Here is a 14,570-nt window from a genome sequence, read left to right on the forward strand (position 1 = left end):
CGACTTGCATGTATTAGGCACGCCGCCAGCGTTCGTCCTGAGCCAGGATCAAACTCTCCAAAGAATTTGATATAGCTCTTGAAAATGACGAAGCTTGCGCTTCAATCAAAACTTGTAAAACTTTTTTTGCCTCATCGTTCAGTTTTCAAAGTTCGTCTGTCGCGCTTGGCGACTCAATTAATTTATCACGTTTCCTGATTAAAAGTCAACAACTTTTTTCACAAATTGTTTTTCTGGAATAATCATTTGCTGTGACAACGTTTATAACTATAATGCCTATTTACCACCGCGTCAACAAAAAATAACAAGAAAATAAAAAAAGATTGGATCTCTGTATTTAGAGACCCAATCCCAATCAATTTGTAGCCAGTGGCACGTATCCTGTCTTTTCAACAAGTGACTGTCCTTCTTCAGACGTCAGCCATTCGATGAACGGCTTATATTGCTCGTATTTGTCGGTCGTCGTGACCGCATAAAACTCGGATGTGATCGGGTACGTCCCGTCCCCGATTGTCTCGACCGTAGGCGCGACATCATCGACCCGTAACAATTTAATCGCATGTTCATCTACCATCTCCGTTGCATAAAAGCGGAACGAGAATCCGATGGCATTTTTATGGTTTTGATAGGAAGCCGTCTGTTCGATGATGCCACCCATTCCTTCCGGGACATCCTCGACCGGTTCGTCCATAAGCTTTTTGTCCCCCATCAAACGCTGCAAAGCCGTTTGGCTCCCGCTGTCTTCTGGCCGTTGGAACGCTCGAATCGAATCTTTTTTACCACCGACCTCATCCCAACTCGTAATGTCCCCTGCATAGATGTTTTGAATTTGTTCCAATTCGAGCGAGTCGACCGGATTGTCTTCATGTACAAAAAAGACGAACGCCTCACGGCCGATCGGTGTCATCTGAAACTCTACTCCTTGTCGCTCAGCTACTGCCAACTGTTGATCGGACGGTCCGGCTACAAAGATGATATCCGTTTCCCCTTCAACCAATCGCTCATACGCTGTACCTGTCGTCGTCGAGACGACCGAGCTGACTTCAGGGCTATCGGGGTTATAATCCGCTTCAGGATAAACCGCCTCGACGAATGCAGCATACATCGGATACAGCGCCGTCGCGCCGTCTAGTCGGGGAATGTTTGTTCCAATCTCAAATGTTGAAGGCTTATCGAGTTCAGCCAAATCAGACTTAGGCTTGAACGGTTGATAGTCACGCAACGAGACGCCACGTTCTTCAATCCGTAATCCCGCCGTATACACGTAATATCCTTTCACGGAACTAAAGAAAACAATCCCGACAACCGTTCCAATTAAAGCGATACGTTTGAGTTGTCCTTTCGATAACGACGAAAAGTCATATAGCGCCATAATAACAATCAAGAGAACGACCACGTACCAAATCGTCCAAATGATCGGCCGCTCACTTCCGAGAGGATCGCCCATCGCAAACAATCCTGTCACAATTGATAAGAATCCAGCCGCAACTATAATAAACACACTGCCAAACAAAAATTTAGTAACCTTCATTCGATTCAGTTTCCCCATTCTCTTCTATACTAGTTAAGCAATTTCATAAGCGACCGCTTCGACGCCTACTCCTTTTGTCGGACGTGTCACTGCCCGGACGTAACCTTTCCGGACTAAGAAGCCGACGATGCTGCCGAGGTCGACTTTTAACTCTTGTAAGTTCGGGTGCTCCATCAACTCCGAGAACGACCATGGTTCGTCACGTTGTTGCATCGCCTGCAAAAGTAACAACGTACCCGGCAAGACTTTAGATTGGATTAAATGCTCCATGCCGATGATGACCAGGTGAATACGTTGTTCGAGTGATTCGTGCCCGTTCACGAGTTCGTCGTGAAGCTTATACACTTCTAGGTCGAGTTTACGGACTTGCTTCCATAATACAATCTCCGGGTGGATTCCTGCCTCCAGGATGGAGAGCCGCGCCAAATGCGTGAGCGCATGGTGGATTTGGGTGAACGCATCTTGATGCTCTTCCTGTAAGAACAGTCCGCGCCCATCTTCGAAACGTCTAAGCAGCTTGGCGAACGCGAGCGAGAGTTGCAGTCGTTGTTCCTCGTTCGAGAAATTGCGCAACCGTTGCCTGAGCTCGAGCAAAAACTCATTTCGTTCGAACAGCACCATGCCGTCTTCGATCCAATGGATGGCACGCCGGTTCTCGTTCATTAGAATCCAACGATCCATCATCGAATCACTGACTATATGAAGAACGATTTTTTCTTGTCCGACTTGATAGTGTTTCACTGTCCAAAATGGTTCTTCCTTCGCTTCAATCACAATCAACAATCGATCCGATTGATCTGTTAATGGATCGCGCGGCCGTTTCTTCTTCACTTCAATGATGCCAAGCGTTGTTTTCAAGGCTGCATATTCTGAATAAATTGTTCGAGTCGCATATTCCATCGTCACCTTGATACCTTCTTTCTAATTAGTAAACGTCAATCGGTTCACACGATTATCTAATCTGATACAAAAATGATTCGCCTTCTTTTAAAATTCTCCTGCCACCGATTGTACGAACTTCTCAGCTTCGAGCAGATGAGCTATAGTAAAGACAGACATGGAGGGATTATGTATGAAAAAACGGGGGAATAAAATCAACCGCGCCAGAAACCTGGCTTTGCTGCTCGTGTTCGCTGGGATTGGGGTCATGTATCTCGGACTACTTGCCAAAAGCATCGCGTGGCTGATGATTATTTTCATGTTGCTCGGTTTCGTGATGGTACTGTCGAGCTCGGCGCTTTACTTCATCGTCGGCATGGCGTCGACGAAAGCAATCATCGTCACTTGTCCGAACTGTGAGAAAGAGACAAAGATGCTCGGACGTGTCGATCTATGTATGCATTGCGATGAACCGTTGACGATCGATCAATCGCTCGAAGGCAAAGACTTCGATGAGAAGTATAACAAACGTCAATCACACCAGAACGACTAAAAAAACATCCTCAGCCTGAGGATGTTTTTAATGTTTATGCGCTTGTTCAGTTTGGCAAGCCGGGCACGTCCCGTATACTTCGAGGCGGTGGCGATCCACTTTGAAACCTGTCAATTGAGAAGCGACGGCTTCAATCTCGTCAAGGACAGGATAGTTAAAGTCGACGACTTTCCCGCACGCATCACAGATAATGTGATAGTGACGTGATGTCACAAAATCGAAACGGCTCGAAGCGTCACCATAATTCATCTCTTGAACAAGTCCGATATCTTTAAAGACACGTAAGTTGTTATAGACGGTGGCGACACTCATGTTCGGGAATCTACCCGAAAGTGCCTTATAAATGTCATCCGCTGTCGGGTGACTGTGCTCCGTGACGAGGTACTCCAAAATCGCCTGTCGCTGAGGCGTCATTCTGACTCCATGTTCTCGGAGCGACTGAACAGCATGGTCAAGCATTTCGCTTCCCACGTCAATCCCTCATTTCTTCTATTAGAATTTATGCGAAGTGTCTGTTTAGAATTAACCTATTTCTTACATAGTAATCTTTATAAATAGTGTACTGATTTCTAAACCCTTCGTCAAACGTTGAGCTTATGCGGTTGACGGCTGTGATACAATAATTGCGAATTTGTAAAAGGAGGCAATACATATGACAACATCATCAAATCGTAAAATTTCAGACGTTCTATATGAAGACGCATTGACGCATATCGTCGGGGGTGTCAACAGTCCCTCACGTTCGTTCAAAGCGGTCGGCGGCGGTGCCCCGGTTTATATGGAGCGCGGCGAAGGTGCTTATTTTTATGATGTGGACGGCAACCGCTATATCGATTACTTGGCCGCATATGGACCAATCGTTACCGGCCATGCCCATCCCCATATCCACAACGCCCTCATCGAAGCGTCCTCAAAAGGGCTTCTTTACGGGACGCCTCACGCGCTTGAGGTCGAATTCGCCAAAAAACTAAAAGCAGCGATCCCATCGATGGACAAAGTCCGCTTCACCAATTCCGGGACCGAGGCCGTCATGACGACGATCCGCGTCGCCCGTGCCTATACCGGACGCGAACTCGTCGTCAAGTTCAGCGGCTGCTACCATGGCCATTCCGACTTGATGCTGATTGCGGCGGGAAGCGGACCGGCGACGCTCGGCTCACCCGACTCAGCCGGTGTGACCCGCGCCACGGCGAAAGAAGTTATCACCGTCCCGTTCAACGACGTCGAGTCGTACCGGGCGATGATGAACGAATGGGGCGATCAAGTCGCTTGCGTTCTCGTCGAACCGATCGTCGGAAACTTCGGGATCGTTGAGCCAAAACCCGGCTTCTTGCAAGCCATCAACGAGATCACCCATGAACACGGCGCGCTCGTCATTTACGACGAAGTCATCACAGCGTTCCGGTTCACGTACGGAAGTGCCCAACAAGTGTACAACATCGAGCCAGACATGACGGCGCTCGGTAAAATCATCGGTGGTGGACTTCCAATCGGAGCATACGGCGGGAAAGCAGAAATCATGGAGACGGTCGCACCGCTCGGACCCGCTTACCAAGCCGGGACGATGGCCGGAAACCCCGCCTCGATGGCGACCGGACTCGCTTGCCTCGAAGTGCTCGAGCAACCGGGCGTCTATGAAACATTAGATTCGTTAGGCGCACGTCTCGAAACAGGGATCCGTGAAGCCGCGAAAACTCACGGCGTCACGATCACGCTTAACCGCCTAAAAGGCGCGCTCACCGTCTACTTCACGGACGAGATCGTCACGGACTACGAAGGAGCCGAGAAGTCGGACGGCGAAGTATTCGGCCGCTTCTTCAAATTGATGCTTGAGAACGGTGTCAACTTGGCCCCTTCTAAATATGAGGCGTGGTTCTTGACGACGGAACATACGGAACAAGATATCGATGAGACGATTGTCGCAGTAAATCGCGCGTTCGCACAGCTATAAAACAAGGAGATGCCGCGGCATCTCCTTTTATGTTCATACGGACGGACGAATCCACAATTGATCATATCGCGGGTGACCGAACACATCGAGCGGCACATCTCCAAAGAAACTCGGAAAGCGGCGCTCACGAGCGACATGATACAGCGGGATGACGAGGGCCTCCTCAGTCAAATAGCGTTCGACTTCGCGATGCAGCATCGACCAAGCGCTCATGTCGGTTTGTTGATAGCGGTCCATCATCGCCCGGAGTTTTTCTTCATTCGCGAGCAATTTGCCGACAAGCGACAGTTCACTCGTCAAAAAGGCTAGGAACGCCAAATCAAGATCTTCACTCATCATCTCTCCGCATAAAATCAAATCGGCACGGCAAAGCGTCTCATCTTGTAACAAAGACCCAATCGTATACGTCTCAGTCTCGACGGTAAACCCGGCCGTCCGTAACTGTGTAGCCACGAGCGCCGCATCTTGCGCCGCCACTTCAAACGGCAAGTGCAACAGCCTGAGCGGACGCTGACAGATTGTCCCCTCCCCGTGCACGTGAACGGGACGACTCATCTCCGGAAAAAATCCATGCGCCACTTGGTGACGCTCTCCTCCCATCTCCACGAACGCCTCTTTTTGAATCGCTCGTTGAATCGCACGACGCGCCGACGCATCGTCCTTCAACCAGGACTGCCTCATGTTGAACACGAGATAGCGTGCTCCCGCCTCGGCGATCCACTTCACGAGGCTATGGTCGTCACGGGTGCTCCATTTCCCATAATCCGTTTCGGAAAACGTGACGAATTCAACCACATCCAAAGACGGTCTCGGCCGGAGCCCACGCTCGAACGCTCTTAAACGTACGACTTCCTCCGACGCCTGCTCCAGCTTGAACGGTCCCGTCCCCACGACCCCTTCGGCCCCTTGATACGTTATCGAGGCCGGGGTTTGGGCGAGAAGTCGTTCAATATAGGCCAGGTGTGCTTTCGTATGTAAATCAATGACGTACGGCGCCGGGGACTCGACTCGTTCGATCGGTGCGAACAACCATACTTGTTTGCCATGATCCAATAACCGATTCAACGAATAGACGACGTCCTTGGCCGAAAGCGTCACCCCGTTATGAAACGTTACCCCTTTGCGGATATAGCAACGAAATCCGAACGGTGTTTCCTCTATATAATGTGCGAGCGAGGACTGGACAGTCGTCCCGTCCCATTCGAACAGGCGGTCGAAGACGTGCCGTGACAAAGACGCCTCCATCGCGATGTGGATATCGAGCGGATCGAGCGATTCGAGCGCCCTCGTCCGCGGAAAAATGAACCGGTCTTCTTCAGTCTGCTCAAAGCCAAAACGGCTCCAAATAAGTGCTTGAATCACTTCTCGCAAGGCGGGTGGCCAGTCCCATTCCAACCACTTGGCCGCATCGGCCATCGAGGCCTGAACGAAAGACTCATCAATCCAAGCTCTCAGGGTCCGGTCAAACTCCGGCTGAAAGCGGAGCACCGATTCATGGCCTCGTCCTTTCCCCGGCCGATACTCCACCCACCCGAACGTTTCCCACATCTTCATATCCCGTTTCACTTGTTTCTCGCTATAGCCGACCGTATCGACCGCTTCCCGTAGTGTCAGTTCCACTTTGTTCTGTTCCAACGCACGACGATAAATCGCCACCAGCTTCGCATTCATGTCGTTCCCCCTAAAAGTGGACATCCAAAAATCATTTGTCTCTTTTTACCAAGTGTAGTCCACGATTAGACTAGTAACAAGGAGGTGCTCGCATGAAATTCAAAGATTTCCCTTTAAACGTTCGACTCCGGCTCGTCTGCGGCTTTTTCATCCGCATCGTCGGCTCGGCTATCTTTCCATTCATGGCTTTATATTTTTCCGAAGAACTCGGCAAAATCGCTGCCGGAATTATCATGACGTCGTTTGTTGTCGTCGGCTACGTCACCGGCTTGTTTGGCGGGTACTTTTCAGACCGCTTCAACCGCAAGCACGTGCTTCAAATCGGTCAGATCGTCCAAATCCTTTGTTTTCTGGGGATGACGGTCGCCATTCATCCGTCAAATAACTGGGCGTTTGCCGTCGCCGTGCTTTACTTTGGTCACGCCGTCGCGAACGGTTTGAACTACCCGGCTCTCGAAGCCATCGTCATCGATTCGATGGAAGAGTCGAACCGTAAAGCGATTTACGTATATGACTACTGGCTCGTCAATTTGGCGATTGCTGGGGGCGTCATGCTCGGAGGTGCTTTTTATCGAGACTATCGTTTCGGACTATTCGTCGGAATGACGCTCGTGTTGACGATCACGACGCTCGTCTTGCAACGTTTTCTCGTTGATAGCTATAAAGGAAACCGTTCGACGTCTGCTAACCCGCTCGTCGGCGTGTATCAAAACTATCGAATCGCACTCAGTGACCGTCGTTGGATGCTGTTCGTCCTCGGTAGCATGCTCGTCTTCTCGACCGAGTTCCATATGGCAAACTATATCGGTGTCCATTTGGCCGAATCGTTCACAGAACGGTCGATCGTCGGCGTCCCGTTCGACGGCGTCCGCATGATGGCGTTCATGCAGCTTGAAAACACGTTGCTCGTCGTCGCCATCACGTTCGCGGTCACCGCTTTTGTGAAACGCTACCGGGAAAAGTATATCTTCTTCATCGGCTTATCCTTATACGTGACGGCCTATGCCGCGATTACGTCAATGAACTCGTTCATCACGCTTGCCATCCTCGCCATCGTCTTCACCATTGGTGAGTTGCTCTATTCGCCGATTCGACAAGTGAAACAAATCGACTTGATCGACCCGACTCGACGGGCCTCATACCTCGCCTTCGGAGGCTTGACGTTCCACGGGGCGAAACTTGTCGCCGCAGCCGGCATCGTCGTCGGCGCGTTCATCGGGCCGGTATTCATGAGCGGCTACATGTTCTTATTTGGCGCCCTTGGAGGTTACCTCTATTACATCTCGCTCTACAAGATGGAGCCTGCCCGTCAGCTCGCCGCTTGACGTTTGAGCATTCGTTCGAACGGATAAAGTCAGGAGAGAAGGAGGCGCTCCCTATGCCAGCCATTGTGTTATTTGACGGAGACTGCAACTTTTGTGACGCCAGTGTGCAGTTCATCTTAAATCGTGATTCAACAGGAAACTTCCATTTCGCCTCACTCCAAGGCGAGGCCGGACAAGCAATCCGAAAACGTCATCGTATCCCGGATACGGTCGATAGCATCGTTTTGATCAAAGACGGCGTCCCTTATTTGAAATCGGACGCGGCGACCCGAATCGCCGAGGGGTTGGACGGGAACTGGCGGATGCTTCGCTTCATCCGACTCGTCCCTAAACCGCTTCGTGATTTTGGTTACGACATCATCGCGAACAACCGCTATCGCTGGTTCGGTCAAAAAGAGACGTGCAAACTACCGACCCCAGAAGAACGGAGTCGCTTTATCGACCAAACACCAAACCAGCCGACTCATCAATGAGCCGGCTGGTTTTTTAGTCCATGCATGTCAAGTACGTCCAGTGGCACTCCGGCATCGGATTGCCCATAAAGCTGACCCCAAGGTCGTCCGCCCGGTGGATCGTCATCCACGGTGCATCGCCGACTTGGACGTAGACTTCATGATGCGGCGACTGGGTGTGACTTCCGGACAGTTTGAACGTCGCACTGTTTTTAAGTGCCGTGACGATGGTGTATTTAATATCAGGCGCAACGACGAGCGGATTGCCTACCGAATGTTGCAAACGAAATGCAGCTTTCCCCCGCTCGATGTCGACATCTTCTACATACACGCGGTCGACCGAAGCGACGTCTTCGCCCGTCAATCGATGATGCTTCGTATACCCGCGGGTAACGTTCGCATCTTTTTTTAACGAGATAATCGGAATATCGGTCAACCCCTCGACTTTCACTTCCGTCCGGGTCCGGTATTCGGTCGCATGGACGTTATAAGGACGTCCGTCCCCTTCAAAATACGGGTGCGGTGACATCAGGTTCGGGTTTTTAATCATCGGCGGACGAATGAACGTCTGGACACGCAGGTTAATGCCGTCGACCGTGGCCACGTCCGGACGTGTCGGACTGACGAGGAAATACATCGTGTAGAGCTCCTTGTCACGTCTCGTATCCGACTTCATCTCTTTCGCGATCGACATCACTTTTCCGACCATATGCACGATACGGGTCCCCGGTTTATCATCTCGCTTGACCGGACGCAAAGCCCGAACTTCATAGAGCGTCGGTTGTTCGAGCGGTGTCTCGTCGATGTATCCGCTCCCGACGATTTCCGCGATACGGCGTCCCTCACGATATACCGCATACGTGTCGACGTCCGCGATCGGGTCCCACTGTAAATACGTTCCGCTCGGCGCCACGACCGCCGACGTCAGATGACGATTCCAATACAAGTCGTCGTTTGGATTAACGGCCGCAGTATACAGTTTTGCCACTTCGCCAAACTCGTCCGAGATGCGGTAAGCGACTTGCTCCCCGACGCTCGTCTCCCGGTCGACATAATGCTGATCCGTCCCCTCATACACGTACTTCCCGTTCCGTGTGACGCGCACTTTCCCATCAAACGACCACGTTAACTCTAACCCGTCGTTGAGCGGACGGACATTGATCAATCCTTCCCCATTCATCATCGTGTCATCCCCCTTTTGGCATGTCGTTTCTTCATTCCCGTCTACTAGATACGGAAAACAAAAAAAGACTTCGAGTTGAACTCGAAGCCTCACTCCACGACAGCTAAGTCTTGGATCATATACAAATCATAGTACGCGCCACGGCGACGCATCAATTCTTCATGCGTTCCCGCTTCCATGATTCGACCGTTGTCGACGACGACAATTTTATCGGCGTCGGTGATCGTTGATAGGCGGTGGGCGACGATGAGCGTCGTCCGTCCTTTCGTCAATCTTGCGAGCGAATCTTGGATCATCGACTCACTCTCGAGGTCGAGCGCACTCGTCGCCTCATCGAGAATGATGATCGGCGGATGTTTGAGGAAGACGCGGGCGATGGCAAGACGTTGCTTCTGCCCCCCCGACAGCTTCACGCCTTTTTCGCCGACCGGCGTGTTGTAACCGTCCTCCAAGTTCATGATGAACTCGTGGGCGTTGGCCGCTTTCGCAGCGGCGATGACGGCATCGTCCGTCGCTTCCGGATTCCCCATCCGGATGTTCATGGCGACCGACTCACTGAAGAGAACCGAATCTTGCATGACCATGCCGATTTGGTCGCGAAGGGCCCGGAGTTTAAAGTCACGGACGTCGACGCCGTCGATTTTGATACTGCCGTCCGTCACGTCGTAAAAACGCGGAATCAAACTGACGAGCGTCGATTTCCCACCGCCGGACATGCCGACGAAAGCGACTCGTTCCCCGGACCGGATGTGCAGGCTGACGTCATGCAAAGCACGCGTCCCTTCTTTCTCATAGGCAAAGCCGACACCGTCGAGTTCGATATCCCCGGCTGTCTGCACCGGCACGAACGCATCGCGTTTCTGTTCGATATCATACGGCTCATCGAGAAATTCAAAGACCCGGTCCATCGACGCGACCGACTGCGTGAGCGTCGTCGCTGAGTTGACGAGACGGCCGAGCGGTGCGTACAGGCGATCGATATAGGCGATGAAAGCGACGAGTGTCCCGAGCGAGACCTGTTCTTGTAACACGAGCCAAGAAGCCGACGTAAAGATTAAGATCGGCGCGATGTCCGTGATTGTCGACACGACGACGTACGTCTTCGCATTCCAACCTGTATGGCGAAGTGCGGCTTTCAAGAAGCCACCGTTCTGTTCTTCAAACGCCTTGTTCTCATACGGCTCGAGCGCGAAACTGCGGATGACAGCCATACCGTTGACACGTTCGGTCAAATGGCCTTGAAGATCAGCGAGTGCGGCCGAGCGTTCCCGGGTGAGGCGGCGCAAGCGTCCATAGAAGTAGCGGACGGCGATCGCATAAAACGGGAGCGGCAAGATAGCGATGAGCGTCAGTTGCGGGTCGATCGTATACATGATGGCGATCGCGATCAAAATCGTGACCATATCGAGCCAAATGTTCATGAGTCCCGTGATGACAAAGTCTTTCGTCTGCTCGACATCGTTAATGATACGCGAGATGATTTGCCCGGTCTTATTGTTCGAATAGTAACGAAGCGATAGCTTTTGCACGTGGTCGAACAATCGGTTCCGAACGTCGAACAAAATTCGTGTTGCGGCCCATTGCGCTAAATATTGCCGCAAATACTCGATCGGCGGCTTCAAGACGAGGAAGATGAAGAAGACGATGCTGAACAACCAAACGAGCTCAGTGTAATCCGTCGCCGGGTCCGGGTCCGTCAAATATTTATCGATCACATGTCTATAAAGTAGCGGCAATCCGAGCGGGATTGAGAATTTCAAAATCCCGACGAAAATCGTCAAAGCAATTTGTTTTTTATATGGTTTTACAAACTGTAAATAGCGTCTAACACTTCCCATAGAGCCCTCCTTCAAGAAAAAAAGCGGAGATGAGTACTCATCTCCGGTAACGTGCTTCGTATTCGCGATACCATTCATCGACGAATGTTGGGTTGAACGGCCCTTTCCGTCCTCGAATCCAGTTGATAAGTTCTTGAACGTTCTGTTTCAAGATTCGATCAATCGCTTTCGGATAATTCATTTCGCGACGATGCCGCTCATATTCATCCTCATCTAAAATCGTGTACGACATATCCGGGAACACTTTAATATCTAAATCGTAGTCAATGTACTTGATGGCTCGTTCTGCCCCATCGAACGTTGTCGGCGAACCTAGATTACAGTAGTAGTAAATCCCGTCTTCGCGAATCATACAGATGACATTAAACCAAAACTCAGATGAAAAGTAGCAAATTGCCGGCTCTCTTGTTCTCCATTGCCGGCCGTCTGATTCACTGACCATGATGCGGTCGTTGAACCCAATCATATCCGTTTTTGACGATTGAAGGACGAGCGTTTCTTCCCAAACGCGATGCAAAGTCCCGTTGTGCTTGTAGCTCTGTATCTCGATCTTGCTACCTGCTTTGGGAAATAAGCTCATAAGCTCCTCCTTTCCGCTATGATGCTGTACATTCTCATTTTTAATTATAGCGACTTTCAGAACCAATGAAAAAGGAAATCTCTTATTTTCACGAATTTAGTGCTTTTTGGAAGGCGACGGCTCGTCCTGCGAACATCGGGCGAAGAATAAACTGCTCGACAATCGCTTCGGGTAAGTAACTATCGAACGTCACTTCATCGACCATGACGGCCTTCCCATCGACTTCTTTCACACTGTGAACGTGACAAAAGCGTTTGAACGGGAACGGCAAAGTCACACCTTGGTCACAAAATGCGTGCCGCCCCGCTAACGTGATCGCACTGATCCACGGCAGCGTGACCGGTCCGACACCAACACGGAGATGGATTCGATTACCTTCTACGGACGCGCCATCTCCGACGAGCGTCACTTCTGGAAACGTCGTCAGTTCAGATAAAAGCGACGCGTCTTGCAACAATTCCCACAACGCCTCGACGGAAGTGTCGAACGGCGTTTCGACGTCAAACTGTCTCATTTCTATCCCCTACCAATCGTTCTAGTTTTTGTTGGGCAACCGACACGGTCAACACATCCCGCTCGTCCCCGGCGAGCCAAATCCACTCCTCGTCCGGCAACGTTTCGACCTCATATAAGTCGACGTACCAGATGATGTGTGAAAACACGTGTTTCACTTGTCCAATATAGGTTCCGTTTAACTGTTCCCCCGTTCCACGATCTGTAAGCGGGTATTGCCACATTCCCGCGAGCAGACCTGTATCGGGCCGCTGAACGTAGGCGATGCGACCGTCACGTTTACAGTAGAGGGCATCGAACATCTCGATCCGGGCCGCGCCTTTTTTCGTCTTGACCGGAAGTTCATCCTGGACGTGATGCGCATAGGCGTAACATTCGTCTTGGACTGGACAGAGCGAACACATCGGATTTTTCGGGGTACAGACGGTCGCACCGAGCTCCATGACAGCTTCATTAAAATCGGAGGCATGCTCCGGGTCCATCAGGCGCCGAATGACTTGATCAAAAATTTTCCGCGTCTTTGGTACGGCGATATCTTCATAGATGCCAAACTGGCGGGCCATGACGCGCATGACGTTCCCGTCGACGGCAGGCTCGGGCTGATTGTAGGCGATCGAGAGCACGGCTCCGGTCGTATACGGACCGACCCCTTTCAATTTTTCAAACAGTTCTTTTTCCTCCGGTACGACGCCGTCATACGCAGAGACGACTTCTTTTACCGCTTGATGGAGGTTACGGACGCGTGAGTAATATCCAAGCCCTTCCCAATATTTGACGACCTCGTCGGGATGAGCCTCTGCTAAGTCCTCGATCGTCGGGAAGCGGTCCATGAATCGGTTGTAATAAGGGATGACGGTATCGACGCGCGTCTGTTGGAGCATGACTTCGCTCACCCACACCCGGTACGGATTTTTCCCGTGTCGCCACGGCAAATCGCGTTTTTCACGATTGAACCAGGTGAGTAAATTTTCATTGAACTGACGAATAGTATAATTTGTGAACAATTTATCAATATCGAGCATTTTGTTTCCCCTCGTTTTAAAAATATTGTATGATGGTAGCGATCATTGAACGTCGTTTCTTTATTAACGGAGGTGCTGAAGCACATTGGATACTGCGACACACATTGGAATGGGCCTTGGTTTAAGCGCCCTTGCGACACTTAGCCCGGAAGTAGCAGGCGACTCGCAAATGTTCTTGGCTATGACGGCTACCGCTCTTGTCGGTTCGCATGCGCCAGACTTTGACACCGTCTTCAAACTTAAAGGAAACAGCACGTATTTACGCCAGCACCGCGGTCTTTCACACGGAATCACCGCACTTCTTGCTTGGCCGATCATCGTCAGCGCCATCATCGGTATGGTACTTGGCGTCAACCCTGCTTCATTATGGGTCATGGCACAAATCGCGGTATTGTTACACGTCACCGTCGACTTGTTCAACGCTTACGGGACGCAAGCCCTGCAACCTTTCTCGAAGAAATGGATTGGCTGGGGCGTCATCGGAACGTTTGACCCCTACTTGTTCTCTGCTTATTACGGAGCATATGTATTATGGCTTATCACAGGGGCAACTGTCCCGATTTTTGCACTGCTCATTGCGCTCGTCATCAGTTACTATGCGATTCAGTTCAAACTACGTAACCGTGCGCTCGCAACGGTCGCCCGTCACTTCGCCGGTGCCCATGAGCTCTTTATCTCACCAGGTATTGGTTGGGACGACTGGCACGTCGCCGTTCGTTTCCGCAACGGACTCGGTGCGGTCAAAGTGAAAAAAGGTGAAGTCATCGAATGTGGCCGCTTCCGTGACAAGGCGATGCCTGGCGAAGACGACCTGCACTTCGTCGAAGCTCGTAAAAATGCAGACTTGCAGTCGTTCTTAGCATTTTCAAAAATTCACACGTACACGGTCACACGTCACAACGGCATGATCGAGTATCGGTTCACGAATTTGCGCTACTTCTCGAAAGACATCTACCCGTTCGTTGCTGTCGTCATCGTCGACGAAGAGTCGAACGAAGTCTTGTCTTCGTTCACCGGTTGGGTGTTCAGCGAAGAAAGCTTACAAAAGAAACTTGTCTATGAACAGTAAAAA

Annotated in this window: 14 protein-coding genes and 1 rRNA gene; 5 read left to right on the plus strand and 10 right to left on the minus strand. The window is 51.0% G+C overall.

Annotated elements, in window-relative coordinates:
- From EVJ20_RS10615 to EVJ20_RS10625, 3 genes are all read right to left on the minus strand, one after another.
- Nucleotides 1–64 (minus strand): 16S ribosomal RNA (locus tag EVJ20_RS10615); the annotation flags it as partial.
- Between the two features lie 291 nt (nt 65–355).
- Nucleotides 356–1,531, minus strand: a complete 1,176-nt coding sequence (locus EVJ20_RS10620; RefSeq protein ID WP_236636375.1) for a PstS family phosphate ABC transporter substrate-binding protein — start codon at nt 1,529–1,531, stop codon at nt 356–358.
- 33 nt (nt 1,532–1,564) lie between these two features.
- Nucleotides 1,565–2,431: a nucleotidyltransferase-like protein gene (locus EVJ20_RS10625; protein ID WP_070328983.1), complete on the minus strand. Its 867-nt coding sequence runs from the start codon at nt 2,429–2,431 to the stop codon at nt 1,565–1,567.
- 172 nt (nt 2,432–2,603) lie between these two features.
- Between EVJ20_RS10625 and EVJ20_RS10630 the strand changes: the two genes are divergently transcribed.
- Nucleotides 2,604–2,963: a YgzB family protein gene (locus EVJ20_RS10630; RefSeq protein ID WP_070328968.1), complete on the plus strand. Its 360-nt coding sequence runs from the start codon at nt 2,604–2,606 to the stop codon at nt 2,961–2,963.
- Between the two features lie 27 nt (nt 2,964–2,990).
- Here EVJ20_RS10630 and perR read toward each other — a convergent pair whose 3' ends face one another.
- Nucleotides 2,991–3,422: a peroxide-responsive transcriptional repressor PerR gene (gene perR / locus EVJ20_RS10635; protein ID WP_131490673.1), complete on the minus strand. Its 432-nt coding sequence runs from the start codon at nt 3,420–3,422 to the stop codon at nt 2,991–2,993.
- 193 nt (nt 3,423–3,615) lie between these two features.
- On the opposite strand from perR, the gene EVJ20_RS10640 reads away from it, so the two are divergent.
- Nucleotides 3,616–4,914 (plus strand): glutamate-1-semialdehyde 2,1-aminomutase, encoded by a 1,299-nt coding sequence (locus EVJ20_RS10640; RefSeq protein WP_131508177.1) that lies wholly within the window; start codon nt 3,616–3,618, stop codon nt 4,912–4,914.
- Between the two features lie 33 nt (nt 4,915–4,947).
- Here the strand turns inward: EVJ20_RS10640 and EVJ20_RS10645 are convergent, their stop codons facing one another.
- Nucleotides 4,948–6,585 carry an ABC transporter substrate-binding protein gene (locus EVJ20_RS10645; protein WP_161568111.1) on the minus strand — a complete coding sequence of 546 codons (1,638 nt, stop codon included), beginning with the start codon at nt 6,583–6,585 and terminating at the stop codon, nt 4,948–4,950.
- A gap of 92 nt (nt 6,586–6,677) precedes the next feature.
- On the opposite strand from EVJ20_RS10645, the gene EVJ20_RS10650 reads away from it, so the two are divergent.
- Nucleotides 6,678–7,910, plus strand: coding sequence for an MFS transporter (locus tag EVJ20_RS10650; protein WP_131508181.1), 1,233 nt, complete (start codon nt 6,678–6,680; stop codon nt 7,908–7,910).
- A 53-nt stretch (nt 7,911–7,963) separates the two neighbouring features.
- A complete protein-coding gene (locus EVJ20_RS10655) occupies nt 7,964–8,383 on the plus strand; it encodes a thiol-disulfide oxidoreductase DCC family protein (protein ID WP_071399194.1) in 420 nt (139 codons plus the stop codon).
- 13 nt (nt 8,384–8,396) lie between these two features.
- Here EVJ20_RS10655 and EVJ20_RS10660 read toward each other — a convergent pair whose 3' ends face one another.
- The 5 genes from EVJ20_RS10660 to mutY form a co-directional block, all read right to left on the minus strand.
- Nucleotides 8,397–9,545 carry a DUF3238 domain-containing protein gene (locus EVJ20_RS10660; protein ID WP_071399193.1) on the minus strand — a complete coding sequence of 383 codons (1,149 nt, stop codon included), beginning with the start codon at nt 9,543–9,545 and terminating at the stop codon, nt 8,397–8,399.
- A gap of 89 nt (nt 9,546–9,634) precedes the next feature.
- The gene (locus tag EVJ20_RS10665) at nt 9,635–11,383 is read right to left on the minus strand and encodes an ABC transporter ATP-binding protein (RefSeq protein ID WP_131465646.1); all 1,749 of its coding nucleotides are present in this window, start codon (nt 11,381–11,383) and stop codon (nt 9,635–9,637) included.
- 37 nt (nt 11,384–11,420) lie between these two features.
- A complete protein-coding gene (ntdP, locus tag EVJ20_RS10670; RefSeq protein WP_021067741.1) occupies nt 11,421–11,963 on the minus strand; it encodes a nucleoside tri-diphosphate phosphatase in 543 nt (180 codons plus the stop codon).
- Nucleotides 11,964–12,051: 88 nt separating this feature from the next.
- Nucleotides 12,052–12,477 carry a hypothetical protein gene (locus EVJ20_RS10675; protein WP_071399191.1) on the minus strand — a complete coding sequence of 142 codons (426 nt, stop codon included), beginning with the start codon at nt 12,475–12,477 and terminating at the stop codon, nt 12,052–12,054.
- Nucleotides 12,464–13,498: an A/G-specific adenine glycosylase gene (gene mutY / locus EVJ20_RS10680; protein ID WP_131505079.1), complete on the minus strand. Its 1,035-nt coding sequence runs from the start codon at nt 13,496–13,498 to the stop codon at nt 12,464–12,466. Before mutY ends, EVJ20_RS10675 begins: the two co-directional genes overlap by 14 nt.
- A gap of 85 nt (nt 13,499–13,583) precedes the next feature.
- Between mutY and EVJ20_RS10685 the strand changes: the two genes are divergently transcribed.
- The gene (locus EVJ20_RS10685) at nt 13,584–14,567 is read left to right on the plus strand and encodes a metal-dependent hydrolase (RefSeq protein ID WP_070328958.1); all 984 of its coding nucleotides are present in this window, start codon (nt 13,584–13,586) and stop codon (nt 14,565–14,567) included.
- Nucleotides 14,568–14,570: the final 3 nt, after the last annotated feature.

Source organism: Exiguobacterium sp. SH0S1, from assembly GCF_004337165.1.
Classification (GTDB): domain Bacteria; phylum Bacillota; class Bacilli; order Exiguobacteriales; family Exiguobacteriaceae; genus Exiguobacterium; species Exiguobacterium aurantiacum_A.

What these genes read in the sequence shown, in the direction of transcription:
- EVJ20_RS10620 (WP_236636375.1), bottom strand. Translation starts at nt 1,531, where the DNA reads ATGAAGGTTACTAAATTTTTGTTTGGCAGTGTGTTTATTATAGTTGCG.
- EVJ20_RS10625 (WP_070328983.1), bottom strand. Translation starts at nt 2,431, where the DNA reads ATGGAATATGCGACTCGAACAATTTATTCAGAATATGCAGCCTTGAAA.
- EVJ20_RS10630 (WP_070328968.1), top strand. Translation starts at nt 2,604, where the DNA reads ATGAAAAAACGGGGGAATAAAATCAACCGCGCCAGAAACCTGGCTTTG.
- perR (WP_131490673.1), bottom strand. Translation starts at nt 3,422, where the DNA reads ATGCTTGACCATGCTGTTCAGTCGCTCCGAGAACATGGAGTCAGAATG.
- EVJ20_RS10640 (WP_131508177.1), top strand. Translation starts at nt 3,616, where the DNA reads ATGACAACATCATCAAATCGTAAAATTTCAGACGTTCTATATGAAGAC.
- EVJ20_RS10645 (WP_161568111.1), bottom strand. Translation starts at nt 6,585, where the DNA reads ATGAATGCGAAGCTGGTGGCGATTTATCGTCGTGCGTTGGAACAGAAC.
- EVJ20_RS10650 (WP_131508181.1), top strand. Translation starts at nt 6,678, where the DNA reads ATGAAATTCAAAGATTTCCCTTTAAACGTTCGACTCCGGCTCGTCTGC.
- EVJ20_RS10655 (WP_071399194.1), top strand. Translation starts at nt 7,964, where the DNA reads ATGCCAGCCATTGTGTTATTTGACGGAGACTGCAACTTTTGTGACGCC.
- EVJ20_RS10660 (WP_071399193.1), bottom strand. Translation starts at nt 9,545, where the DNA reads ATGATGAATGGGGAAGGATTGATCAATGTCCGTCCGCTCAACGACGGG.
- EVJ20_RS10665 (WP_131465646.1), bottom strand. Translation starts at nt 11,383, where the DNA reads ATGGGAAGTGTTAGACGCTATTTACAGTTTGTAAAACCATATAAAAAA.
- ntdP (WP_021067741.1), bottom strand. Translation starts at nt 11,963, where the DNA reads ATGAGCTTATTTCCCAAAGCAGGTAGCAAGATCGAGATACAGAGCTAC.
- EVJ20_RS10675 (WP_071399191.1), bottom strand. Translation starts at nt 12,477, where the DNA reads ATGAGACAGTTTGACGTCGAAACGCCGTTCGACACTTCCGTCGAGGCG.
- mutY (WP_131505079.1), bottom strand. Translation starts at nt 13,498, where the DNA reads ATGCTCGATATTGATAAATTGTTCACAAATTATACTATTCGTCAGTTC.